General features: G+C 67.1%; 11 protein-coding genes. 10 read left to right on the top strand and 1 reads right to left on the bottom strand.

What is annotated here, in order from left to right:
• From ACLQ6X_RS11270 to ACLQ6X_RS11225, 10 genes are all read left to right on the top strand, one after another.
• Nucleotides 1–881: FtsQ-type POTRA domain-containing protein (locus ACLQ6X_RS11270; protein WP_411700256.1), on the top strand; the 881-nt coding region annotated here is incomplete at its 5' end.
• A gap of 178 nt (nucleotides 882–1,059) precedes the next feature.
• Nucleotides 1,060–2,217 (top strand): cell division protein FtsZ, encoded by a 1,158-nt coding sequence (ftsZ, locus tag ACLQ6X_RS11265; RefSeq protein WP_411700255.1) that lies wholly within the window; start codon nucleotides 1,060–1,062, stop codon nucleotides 2,215–2,217.
• Nucleotides 2,218–2,907, top strand: a complete 690-nt coding sequence (locus ACLQ6X_RS11260; RefSeq protein ID WP_411700254.1) for a YggS family pyridoxal phosphate-dependent enzyme — start codon at nucleotides 2,218–2,220, stop codon at nucleotides 2,905–2,907.
• A gap of 33 nt (nucleotides 2,908–2,940) precedes the next feature.
• Nucleotides 2,941–3,453: a cell division protein SepF gene (locus ACLQ6X_RS11255; protein WP_411700253.1), complete on the top strand. Its 513-nt coding sequence runs from the start codon at nucleotides 2,941–2,943 to the stop codon at nucleotides 3,451–3,453.
• 70 nt (nucleotides 3,454–3,523) lie between these two features.
• Nucleotides 3,524–3,823: a YggT family protein gene (locus tag ACLQ6X_RS11250; protein ID WP_411700252.1), complete on the top strand. Its 300-nt coding sequence runs from the start codon at nucleotides 3,524–3,526 to the stop codon at nucleotides 3,821–3,823.
• A gap of 134 nt (nucleotides 3,824–3,957) precedes the next feature.
• Nucleotides 3,958–4,755, top strand: a complete 798-nt coding sequence (locus ACLQ6X_RS11245) for a DivIVA domain-containing protein (protein ID WP_411700251.1) — start codon at nucleotides 3,958–3,960, stop codon at nucleotides 4,753–4,755.
• Nucleotides 4,739–5,317 (top strand): signal peptidase II, encoded by a 579-nt coding sequence (lspA, locus tag ACLQ6X_RS11240; protein WP_411700250.1) that lies wholly within the window; start codon nucleotides 4,739–4,741, stop codon nucleotides 5,315–5,317. Before ACLQ6X_RS11245 ends, lspA begins: the two co-directional genes overlap by 17 nt.
• Entirely contained in the window at nucleotides 5,317–6,237 is a 921-nt protein-coding gene (locus ACLQ6X_RS11235) for an RluA family pseudouridine synthase (protein WP_411700249.1), read from the top strand. The genes lspA and ACLQ6X_RS11235 overlap by 1 nt, the downstream gene beginning before the upstream one ends.
• A 48-nt stretch (nucleotides 6,238–6,285) precedes the next feature.
• Nucleotides 6,286–9,828, top strand: a complete 3,543-nt coding sequence (dnaE, locus tag ACLQ6X_RS11230) for a DNA polymerase III subunit alpha (RefSeq protein WP_411700248.1) — start codon at nucleotides 6,286–6,288, stop codon at nucleotides 9,826–9,828.
• Nucleotides 9,829–10,008: 180 nt separating this feature from the next.
• Nucleotides 10,009–10,962, top strand: coding sequence for a hypothetical protein (locus ACLQ6X_RS11225; RefSeq protein ID WP_411700247.1), 954 nt, complete (start codon nucleotides 10,009–10,011; stop codon nucleotides 10,960–10,962).
• Between the two features lie 93 nt (nucleotides 10,963–11,055).
• On the opposite strand, the gene ACLQ6X_RS11220 is transcribed toward ACLQ6X_RS11225, so the two are convergent.
• The gene (locus ACLQ6X_RS11220; protein ID WP_411700257.1) at nucleotides 11,056–11,586 is read right to left on the bottom strand and encodes a flavin reductase family protein; all 531 of its coding nucleotides are present in this window, start codon (nucleotides 11,584–11,586) and stop codon (nucleotides 11,056–11,058) included.
• Nucleotides 11,587–11,694: the final 108 nt, after the last annotated feature.

Here is an 11,694-nt window from a genome sequence, read left to right as displayed (position 1 = left end):
CGCGCGAGCCGAAGCGTCTCTTCCCCGAGCGCGAGCCGCGCGAGCCCCGCACGAAGCCCGAGCGCGCGCCCAAGGCCGCCAAGCAGCCCACCGCCGCCAGCACCGAGCGTGAGGCCCGCCGCGAGCTGGCGCGAGCCGCGCGAGCCCGCCGCAAGTTCGAGCGCGGCGAGGTCAAGCGGTTCACCCGCCGGTCGCGCAGCCGGCGTCGGGTGTGGATCTCGCTCTCCCTCGTGGCCGTGGTGCTCGTCGGTGTGCTCGCCGTCGCGATCTACTCGCCGCTGCTCGCCCTGCGAACGGTCTCGGTCGACGGCACCGCCCGCGTCGACGCGCAGGAGGTCGTGAACGCCGTGGACTCGCAGCTGGGCACCCCGCTCGCCCTCATCGACTACGACGACATCACCGACGAGCTCGCCAAGTTCCCGCTCATCCGCAGCTACGTCACCGAGATGGTGCCGCCGGACACGCTTCTCATCCACATCGTCGAACGGGCGCCCGTGGCGGCCGTGGTGAACGGTCCCGAGTTCGAGCTGCTCGATCCCGCCGGCGTCGTGGTGCAGTCGAGCACGACCCGCCCCGACGGCGTGCCGGTCATCAGCATCGGCGACCAGGGAGTGAAGAGCGCGGCGTTCGCCTCGGTCATCGAGGTGCTGCTCGCGCTTCCCCCCGAGCTGTTGCCGCAGGTCGACACCATCTCGGCCACGACGAAGGACAACGTGACGTTCTCGTTGCGCGGTGTCGGGCAGACCGTGGTCTGGGGCAGTTCCGAGAACTCGGCCTACAAGGCCAGGGTGCTGGCCGCGATGGTCGCCCACGAGGATGCCGCGGCCAAGGTCGAATACGACGTGTCGGCCCCCGGCAGCGTCGTGGTCACCCCGAAATAGATTCGTTTACGGATCATCCGTCGTTCGCGGCGCGATTGTTTACGACACGCTGGGAGTCCTACACCGCGTCGCCGAGGGCCCGACCTACCCTCAGAGCAGTAAAAGATAAACTGAGTATAACTTTAGACCTCAAGTAGAGGTTGAGAGTTTCGGTACTGATTTCCAGCGGAGGCCGGACGTGACATCAAACCAAAACTACCTAGCCGTGATCAAGGTCGTCGGCATAGGCGGCGGCGGCGTCAACGCCGTCAACCGCATGATCGAGCTCGGTCTGCGGGGCGTTGAATTCATCGCCATCAACACCGACGCACAGGCCCTGCTGATGAGTGACGCCGACGTCAAGCTCGACGTCGGACGCGAACTCACCCGCGGTCTCGGCGCCGGAGCCGACCCCGAGGTCGGCCGTCGCGCCGCCGAAGACCATGCGGAAGAGATCGAAGAGGCCCTCGCCGGGGCCGACATGGTCTTCGTCACCGCGGGCGAGGGCGGCGGAACCGGAACCGGCGGCGCCCCCGTCGTCGCACGCATCGCCAAGTCGATCGGCGCACTCACCATCGGTGTCGTCACGAAGCCCTTCGGCTTCGAGGGCAAGCGCCGCGCATCGCAGGCCGAGATCGGTGTCTCCACCCTCAAGAACGAGGTCGACACCCTCATCGTCGTTCCCAACGACCGCCTGCTCGAGATCAGCGACCGCGGCATCAGCATGCTCGAGGCGTTCGCCACGGCCGACCAGGTGCTGCTCGCCGGTGTGCAGGGCATCACCGACCTCATCACCACCCCAGGCCTCATCAACCTCGACTTCGCCGACGTCAAGTCGGTCATGCAGGGCGCGGGCTCGGCCCTCATGGGCATCGGTTCCGCCCGCGGCGCCGACCGCTCGATCAAAGCGGCGGAACTCGCGGTCGCCAGCCCGCTTCTCGAGGCGTCGATCGACGGCGCCCACGGTGTGCTCATCTCGATCCAGGGCGGCTCGAATCTCGGTATCTTCGAGATCAACGACGCGGCCCGCCTCATCCAGGAGGCCGTACACCCCGAGGCGAACATCATCTTCGGCGCCGTGATCGACGACACGCTAGGCGACGAGGTGCGGGTCACCGTCATCGCGGCCGGCTTCGACGGCGGCGAGCCCGCCCCGAAGGCCCTCGAGTCGAAACGCGCCACCTTCGTCGCGGCGGAGGCCGGCCAGCCGGTCGCTCCCGCCGCAGCCCCCACCGAGTCGCGCCCCGAGGCCACGGCCTGGACTCCCGAGCCCGAGAGCGTGCCGTCGGCCCCCGTCGACCGCACCTTCGACGACGACGAGAGCAACGACCTCGACATCCCGGACTTCCTCAAGTAGGTGCAGTCCGCCCCGCCTCTCGCCGACCGCCTCGCGCTCGTGCGCTCAGCAGTGGCTGACGCCGTGCGCGAGGCAGGCCGCGCCGAGAGCGACGTGACGACCATCGTCGTCACCAAGTTCCACCCCGCGAGCCTCGTTCGCGAGCTCGCCGCCCTCGGTGTCACCGACGTGGGCGAGAACCGCCAGCAGGAGGCGAGCGAGAAGGCCGCGAAACTGGCCGACCTCGCCCTCTCCTGGCACTTCATCGGCCAGCTGCAGAGCAAGAAGGCCCGCGCGGTTCTGGCGTTCGCGAGCGCCATCCACTCGCTCGACCGCTCGTCGCTCGTGACGGCACTCGGCAACGCGCTCGAGCCGGGCACCGGCGTCGACGCCTTCATCCAGCTCAACCTCACCGACGACCAGGCGCGCGGGGGAGTGCGGCCGGCCGATCTCGAATCGTTCGCCGAATCCGTTCTCGCGACCGACGGCATCCGGCTTCGCGGTCTGATGGCGGTCGCTCCGCTCGATTCCGACCCGCGCGCCGAATTCGCGCGTGTGCGTGAGCTCGGCGAGCGGCTTCGGGCCCTGGCCCCGGATGCCACGGATCTCTCCATGGGGATGTCGGGCGACTTCCGCGCCGCCGTGCTCGAGGGCGCGACACACCTACGCATCGGCACGGCAATCACGGGAAACCGGCCGGTCGCCGGTTAATCTGGCAGCAGGAGCTATCACCGGAGGAACACAATGGCCAACCCACTGCGCAAGACCATGGTTTACCTTGGCCTCGCTGACGAAGAATACGACTACGAAGCAGCGCAGCCGAGTGCACCAGCCGCACCCGCAGCCCACAACACCGCTGCCTCGCACAACGGCGCCCCACAGGCCGCCTCGAACAACGCGCCGACCCAGAATCGCGCCCCCGTTACCCCGCTGCGCCGCCCGACGGCCGCACGCCAGGCAGGACCCGCAGACATGAACGAGATCCTCACGGTTCACCCCCAGCACTACAAAGACGCGCAGATGATCGCGGAGAACTTCCGCGAGGGCATCCCCGTCATCATCAACCTGTCGCAGATGAGCGAGCCCGACGCCCGCCGTCTGGTCGACTTCGCGAGCGGGCTCTCTCAGGGTCTGTATGGAAAGATCGAACGTGTGACGGGCAAGGTCTTCTTGCTCTCTCCCGCCCACGTCGTTGTGAGCGGCGATCACGCCGAGGCCGAGACCGACGTCGAAGCATCCTTCTTCTCGCAGCAGTGATCTCCGATTTCCGGGCGCGAGCCTGTGTTGGTGACAACGCAGGTGCGCCCGCCAAGCATGTGATGGCCCAGTGAACGGTGTTTCGGTAATCGCGACGATCCTCTATGTCGCGCTCAATATTTTCGTCGTCGTGATGTGGGCCCGCTTCGTGCTCGACCTCGTGGCCATGCTCGCGCGAGAGTGGCGGCCGCGTGGATTCGTGCTCGTGCTGGCCGAATTGGCCTACACGATCACCGATCCTCCGGTGAAAGCCGTTCGCAAAATCGTGCCGCCACTGCGCGCCGGCGGCATCCAGATCGACTTTTCCTGGAGCATCGTGCTCATCGCCACGATCATCCTCAGCTATATCGTCGCGGGATTTATCAATTAGCCCCGCACATGTACTCTGGAGAGCGTTGATCAGCTCGATAGTGACCAATCTGGGGCGACCTAAGCTCCCGTGAAGTATTGGTAGCGTTAGCTAAACGTTACGTTCAGTTTGAGAAAGTTTTAGAGGTGACGGATATGGCTTTGACTCCCGAAGACGTAGTCAACAAGCGGTTCCAACCAACGAAGTTCCGCGAAGGGTACGACCAGGATGAGGTCGACGATTTCCTCGACGAGGTAGTGGTCGAACTCCGACGTCTCAATCAGGAGAACGAAGAACTCCGCCAGCGTCTGATCGCGAGCGACTCGCGCATCAACGAGCTCCAGCGCAGCCAGGGTTCGGCCCAGTCGGCTCCCTCCGAGTCGTTCAGCCAGCCCGAGCCGGTCAGCCAGCCCGAGGCACCCGTCGAGGCGCCCGCCCCGCAGTTCGCCGCACAGCCGGTGGCCGCGTCGTACGCGGCCCCCGACACGTCGGTCGACCCCAACAACACGAACAACCTCCTGCAGCTCGCTCGTCGCCTGCACGAGGAGCACGTGCGTGAGGGTGTCGAGAAGCGCGACGCACTCATCGCCGAAGGCCACGAAGAGGCCACCCGCGTCATCCAGGAGGCCGAGGCCGCACAGCGTGCAGCCGCCGCCGAGGCGGAGGTCGCACAGCGTGCAGCCGCCGCCGAAGCCGAGGCCGCCCAGCGTGCCCAGCTCGCGACCATCGAGCAGGAACGCCAGCAGCTCGAGCAGGAGCGCCAGCAGCTCGAGGGCAAGGTCGAGGAGCTCCGCAACTTCGAGCGCGACTACCGCCTGAAGCTGAAGAGCTACATCGAGGGCCAGCTGCGCGAGCTCGACTCGACGAACGCTATCGGCAACTCGAACGGCTCGTCGGCGGCTTACGCCTCGCCGAACGCCGCTAACTTCACGGGTTTTGCCGGCACCAACTAGCACCGCCACGGAGGCCAGTGCGCCGAAGGTCAGATTACTGGCCGTCGGTGTGCTGGCCCTCGTTGCTGTGTGCGTCTATGCGGTCGACCAGCTCGCGAAATTCCTGGTCGTCGAGAACCTCACCGAACGCCAGCCCGTCGAGGTCATCGGCCACCTCGTGCAGTTCTACTTCGTGAAGAACGCGGGCGCGGCGTTCTCGCTGGGCAGCGGAAGCACGTGGATCTTCGCGATCATCGCCTCCGCCGTCGCCCTCTTCATCATCGTCTTCGCCCCGCGCATCCGCTCGCTCGCGTGGGCCGCGCTCTTCGGCCTGCTGCTCGGAGGCAACCTGGGCAACCTCACCGACCGTCTCTTCCGCGAGCCCGGCTTCGGCGTCGGCCACGTGATCGACTTCATCCAGGTGCAGTATTTCCCGGCGATCTTCAACGTCGCCGACATCGCCATCGTCGCAAGCATGGGAGTCTTCATCATCCTCACCGTGCGCGGGGTGCCGTTGTCGGGCAGGCCCGCGGCTGTGCCGCAGAAGAATATGTCGGATGCCACGTCGATGGATGTCTCGTAATGGAAACCCGTAGCCTTCCCGTACCCAACGGTCTCGTCGGCCAGCGCGTCGACGCCGCCATCGCCAAGCTGCTCGGGTTCTCGCGCACGTTCGCCGCCGAGGTCGCCGAAGCCGGGGGAGTGACCGCCGACGGAGTCGTTCTCGGAAAGTCCGACCGGCTGCAGGACGGCGCGTGGCTCGAGGTGTCGTGGGAGGACAAGCACGCCCCCGAGGTCGTGCCCGTCGTGGTCACCGACCTCGGCATCGTCTACGACGACGACGACTTCGTGGTTATCGACAAGCCCGTCGGTGTCGCCGCGCACCCCTCGGTCGGCTGGACCGGCCCTACGGTGCTCGGCGCCCTGGCCGGAGCCGGCTTCCGCATCTCCACGTCGGGAGCCTCCGAGCGCGCGGGCATCGTGCACCGGCTCGACGTGGGCACGAGCGGCCTCATGGTCGTCGCCAAGTCGGAGCGCGCTTACACCGAGTTGAAGCGTCAGTTCCACGACCGCGAGGTCGAGAAGATCTACCACGCCGTCGTTCAGGGCCACCCCGACCCCCTCGCCGGAACCGTCGACGCGCCGATCGGCCGCCACCCCGGTAGCTCGTGGAAGTTCGCCATCACGGCCGACGGCAAACCGTCCGTCACGCACTACGAGACGCTCGAGGCCTTCCCCAGCGCATCGCTGTTGGAGGTGCACCTGGAGACGGGACGCACCCACCAGATCCGCGTGCACATGGCGGCGCAGCGTCATCCGTGTGTCGGCGACGCGATGTACGGCGCCGACCCCACCATCAGCGCCCGGCTGGGGCTCTCCCGGCAGTGGCTGCACGCCATGAAGCTCGAGTTCACCCACCCGGGCACGGGCGAGCGCGTGCGGTTCGAATCCCGCTACCCGGACGACCTGCAGCACGCCCTCGATGTCCTCCGTGAGGCTTAGGCTTAACCCCTCCCGATCGTCCGTCGTTCTCTTCTAGTCGGAGTTGTTTTGCCCAGTAACGATTCATTCGTTCACCTGCACGTTCACAGCGAGTACTCGATGCTCGACGGCGCGGCGCGTGTCGGCCCGCTGATGAAGGCCGCGGCGGCCGAAGGCATGCCCGCGATCGCCATGACCGACCACGGCAACATGTTCGGCGCCTACGACTTCTGGAAACAGGCCACGGCCAACGGCGTCAAGCCGATCATCGGCACCGAGGCGTACATCACCCCCGGCACGGCCCGCGGCGACCGCACGCGCGTGCGTTGGGGCGGCCAGCACCAGAATCAAGACGACGTCGGCGGTTCGGGTTCATACACCCACATGACCCTGCTCTCCGAGAACAACGAGGGCATGCACAACCTGTTCCGGTTGTCGTCGCTCGCGTCGATCGAGGGGTTCTACTTCAAGCCGCGCATGGACCGCGAGCTGCTCAGCCGGTACGGCAAGGGCATCATCGCGACCACCGGCTGCGTGGGTGGGGAAGTGCAGACCCGCCTGCGGCTCGGGCAGTACGAGGAGGCCAGGCAGGCCGCATCCGACTATCAAGACATCTTCGGCAAAGGCAACTTCTTCGCCGAGGTCATGGACCACGGCATCGACATCGAGCGCCGCACCATGGAAGACCTGTTCCGGCTCGCGAAAGATCTCGACCTGCCGCTCGTCGCGACCAACGACCTGCACTACACCCACGCCCACGACGCCACGGCGCACGCGGCCCTGCTCTGCGTGCAGTCGGCGTCGACCCTAGACGACCCGAACCGGTTCAAGTTCGACTCCGACGAGTTCTACCTCAAGTCGGCCGCGCAGATGCGCCACCTGTTCCGTGACCACCCCGAGGCCTGCGACAACACGCTGCTCATCGCCGAGCGGTGCGAGGTCAACTTCGAGCACCGCGACCTCATGCCGCGCTTCCCCGTGCCCGAGGGCGAGACCGAGGCCAGCTGGTTCGAGAAAGAGGTCGCGGCCGGCATGATGCGCCGCTTCCACAACGCGCCGTCGGAGGCCCACCTCGCGCAGGCCAAGTACGAGGTCGACGTCATCACGCAGATGGGGTTCCCCGGCTACTTCCTGGTGGTCGCCGACTTCATCACCTGGGCGAAGCAGCAGGGCATCCGCGTCGGGCCCGGCCGTGGCTCGGCGGCAGGCTCGATGGCCTCCTACGCCATGGGCATCACCGAGCTCGACCCCCTGGCCCACGGCCTCATCTTCGAGCGCTTCCTCAACCCCGACCGCGTCTCCATGCCCGACGTCGACGTCGACTTCGACGACCGGCGCCGCGGCGAGGTCATCCGCTACGTCACCGACAAGTACGGCGACGACCGCGTGGCGCAGATCGTCACCTACGGCACCATCAAGGCGAAGCAGGCGCTGAAAGACTCCTCGCGCGTGCTCGGTATGCCGTACTCGGTGGGCGAGAAGCTGACCAAGGCGATGCCGCCGGCCATCATGGGCAAAGACATCGCCCTCGGCGACATCATGAACAAGGATGCGCCCCGCTGGAAAGAGGCGAGCGACATCCGGGCGGTCATCGAGACCGACATGGAGGCCGCAAAGGTCTTCGAGACCGCGCTCGGCATCGAGAACCTCAAGCGCCAGTGGGGAGTGCACGCGGCAGGTGTCATCCTGTCGGCGGAGCCGCTCCTCGACGTGCTGCCGATCATGAAGCGCGAAGACGACGGCGCCATCATCACCCAGTTCGACCAGCCGCCGCTCGAAGACCTCGGTCTCATCAAGATGGACTTCCTCGGTCTCCGCAACCTGACGATCATCGAAGACGCGCTCAAGATGATCGAGAAGAACACGGGCTCGAAGCTCGTGATCGAAGACCTCGACCTCGATGCCGACCAGAAGACCTACGACCTGCTCGCCCGGGGTGACACGCTGGGCGTGTTCCAGCTCGACGGCGGGCCGATGCGCGCCCTGCTCAAGCAGCTCAAGCCCACCAGCTTCGAAGACATCTCGGCCGTCATCGCGCTCTACCGCCCGGGCCCCATGGGCATGAACTCGCACACCAACTACGCGCTGCGCAAGAACGGCCTGCAGGCGATCGAGGCGATCCACCCCGAGCTCGAAGAGCCGCTGCGCGAGAGCCTCGGCATCACCTACGGCCTCATCGTCTACCAAGAGCAGGTGATGTTCGTCGCGCAGAAGGTCGCGGGGTTCTCGCTCGGTCAGGCCGACGTGCTGCGCCGCGCCATGGGTAAGAAGAAGAAGAGCGAGCTCGACAAGCAGTTCGCCGACTTCGAGGCCGGCATGGTCGGCAACGGCTACAGCGCCGCCGCCGTCAAGGTGCTGTGGGACACCCTCATGCCGTTCGCCGACTACGCCTTCAACAAGGCGCACTCGGCGGGCTACGGCGTGCTCAGCTACTGGACGGCCTACCTCAAGGCCAACTTCCCCGCCGAGTACATGGCGGCGCTGCTCACGAGCGTCGGCGACTCGAAAGACAAGCTCGGCATGTACCTCAACGAGTGCCGTCGCATGGGCATCAAGGTGCTGGCGCCCGACGTGAACGAGTCGTTTGTCGACTTCACCGCCGTGCCGACCGCCGAGGGTGCCACCGGCATCGGCGACATCCGCTTCGGCCTCGGCGCTGTGCGCAACGTCGGCGCGAACGTCGTCGAGGGAATCCGCGCCGCACGCGAGGCCAAGGGTCGCTTCGAGTCGTTCCACGACTTCCTCGCCAAGGTGCCGCTGCAGGTCACCAACAAGCGCACCGTCGAGTCGCTCATCAAGGCCGGAGCGTTCGACTCGCTCGGGTCGACCCGCCGCGCGCTGCTCGAGATCCACGAGGACGCCGTCGACGGTTCGGTCAACGTCAAGCGCACCGAGGCCACGGGCCAGGCGGGGTTCGACTTCGACAGCCTGTTCGACGAGCCGCAGCAGACCTCGAAGGTTCCCGACCGCCCCGAGTGGGCCAAGCGCGACAAGCTGGCGTTCGAGCGCGAGATGCTCGGCCTGTACGTCTCCGACCACCCGCTCGCCGGGCTGGAGGTCGCCCTCGCCAAGCACGCGAGCGCCACGATCACCGACCTGCTCGCGGGCGAGGTCGCGGGCGACGGCGAACACGTCACCGTCGCCGGACTCATCACGAGCGTGCAGCACCGCGTCGCCAAGAACTCGGGCAACCAGTACGGCATCATCTCGGTGGAGGACTTCGGCGCCCAGATCGACGTGATGTTCCTCGGCAAGGCCTACCAGGAGTTCGCCCCCGAACTCGTGAACGACTCCGTGGTGGTCATCCGCGGCCGGGTGAGCCTGCGCGACGACGGTATGAACCTGCACGGCTCGAGCCTCATGGTGCCCGAACTCGGCCAGGGCGGGGTCGCCGGATCGATCATGATCTCGCTGCCCGACACCCGGGCGACGCCGCCGACGATCCGTGCGCTCAAAGAGATGCTGCTGCGCCACAAGGGCGACGGCGAGGTGCGCCTGCGCCTGACCAAGGGCGACACCGGCCGCATCTACGAGGTGCCCTACTCGGTGCAGACCACGGGCGACTTCTTCGGCGAGCTGAAGAGTCTGCTCGGCCCCGGCTGCCTGGTGTAGCGCCACCGCCGCAGATGAGCCGCTTTCGGCCAAATGAGCCCGCCGCGGGCGGCTCATTCGGCCGGAAACGCGTCATCTACGGGCGCGGCGGCATGCCGCGGCACGTGCGCACAGGGCGACGTTGTCCACCGGTGTGCGGGCGCGACTCGCAGCGGGGCGCGACCGCGTCACGCTGGGCCCATGTCGAATCTCCCCGCCCTCATCGTCAGCAGTGAGGCCGAGCTCCTCGGCTCCGACCGTCTCCTGCGCAAGCAATTCGCAGCGGGTGTCTTCACGCGAGTGGCGCACGGCGTGTACATGCGCCGTGCGGAGTGGAGCCGACTTGATGCCGACGAGCAACACCGCGCACTCGTCCGGGCTTCGGCGTTGCGCTCGAAGCCAGGAGCGCAGTTCTCGCACGACTCCGCCGCAGCGATGTACCGGCTGCCGTCGATCGGGCCGTGGCCGAACCGGGTTCACGAGCTCGTGGCACCCGCGGCGGGCGGGACCTCCCGTCGCGGCATCTTGCGGCATAGCCTGGGCATCGACCCGAACGGCACGGAGATCGACGGCGTAACGGTCAGCTCGCTCGAGCGAACCCTCGTCGACGTCGCGTGCACGTCATCGTTCGTGCGGGCTGTCGCCATGATCGATCACGCGCTTCGTCCGGAACGCGAGGGTGAGCCGCGGTGGGGCCTCGGTATCCCGCTCGTGTCGAAGGTCGAACTCTTGCGACTGACTGCTGAACTCGCACCGTACCGCGGCATCGTTCGCGGGCGTCGGGCCGTCGAGTTCGCCGACGGGGGAGCGGGCTCCCCGGCGGAGTCCTTCGGCCGGGTGCAGTTCCACGCCCTGAAGCTGCCACCGCCCGAGCTGCAGGTGCCGTTCTTCGACGCACAAGGATTGATCGGATACGCGGATTTCTACTGGCGCGAACTCGACCTCGTCGTGGAGATCGACGGCAAGGCCAAGTACGGACCGAACCGCCACTTCCAGAAGGGCGTGCCCGTCGACGAGCTGCTCTGGCAGGAGAAGCAGCGCGAAGACCGGCTGCGACGCGTCATGAGGTCGTTCGAGCGTCTCGACTGGGAAACGATCGCCGATCGGCGGGAGCTTGCCGCGCGACTGGCACGGCACGGCCTCCGACGCGGATGACGCGGTTCCGGCCCTTTGAGCCCGCCGCGGATGCGTCATGCGGCCGGAAACGGCTCATTCGCGGTCGAGCAGCGAGCAGCTAGCAGCTAGCAGCTAGCCCAGCCCGCCCGGCTTCATGTACGTGCGCTCGTGGTACAGCAGCGCGTCGTCATCCACCCCGAGTCCGCCGTCTTCGATCTGAACGACGACGACCGCGTTGTCGGCGACCGGGACCCGCTCGACGATCCGACCGAGCATCCAGGCGGGAACGTCCTTCAGCAGCGGCAGATCGAGCGGTCCCGGTGCCCAGTGATCGCCGGCGAATCGCTCGTCGTGCGGCCCCGAGAGTCGGTCGGCAAGCACACGATTGCGGACGCCGAGCAGATGGATGATGACGTGCGTCGTGCCCTCGACGGCCGGCCAGGCGGTGGAGATGCGCGCCATGTTGAAGGTCGCGAGCGGCGGCACCGCGGCGAGCGAGGCGAGTGAGGTCGCCGTGAAGCCGACCGGCGTGCCGTCGGGGGTGCGTGCCGTCACCACGGCGACCCCCGCGGCGTGCCGACGGAACGCCAGCTTGAACGCGGAGAGGTCATCGACGATGTGCGGTTCCACACCACCAGTCAACCCTGTCCGCGGTGTTGGCATTTCCACAGCGCTGACATTCCACGGCGCTGGCACTCCGCGGTCCGGGAGCGCCCGTAGCATGGACGGGCCTTGATCCAGACGATCGATCTCCGCGGCCGGCGTCCCACC

This window comes from Conyzicola sp., from assembly GCF_046714715.1.
Lineage (GTDB): Bacteria > Actinomycetota > Actinomycetes > Actinomycetales > Microbacteriaceae > Conyzicola.
This window is presented reverse-complemented; position numbering and strand designations above follow the sequence as displayed.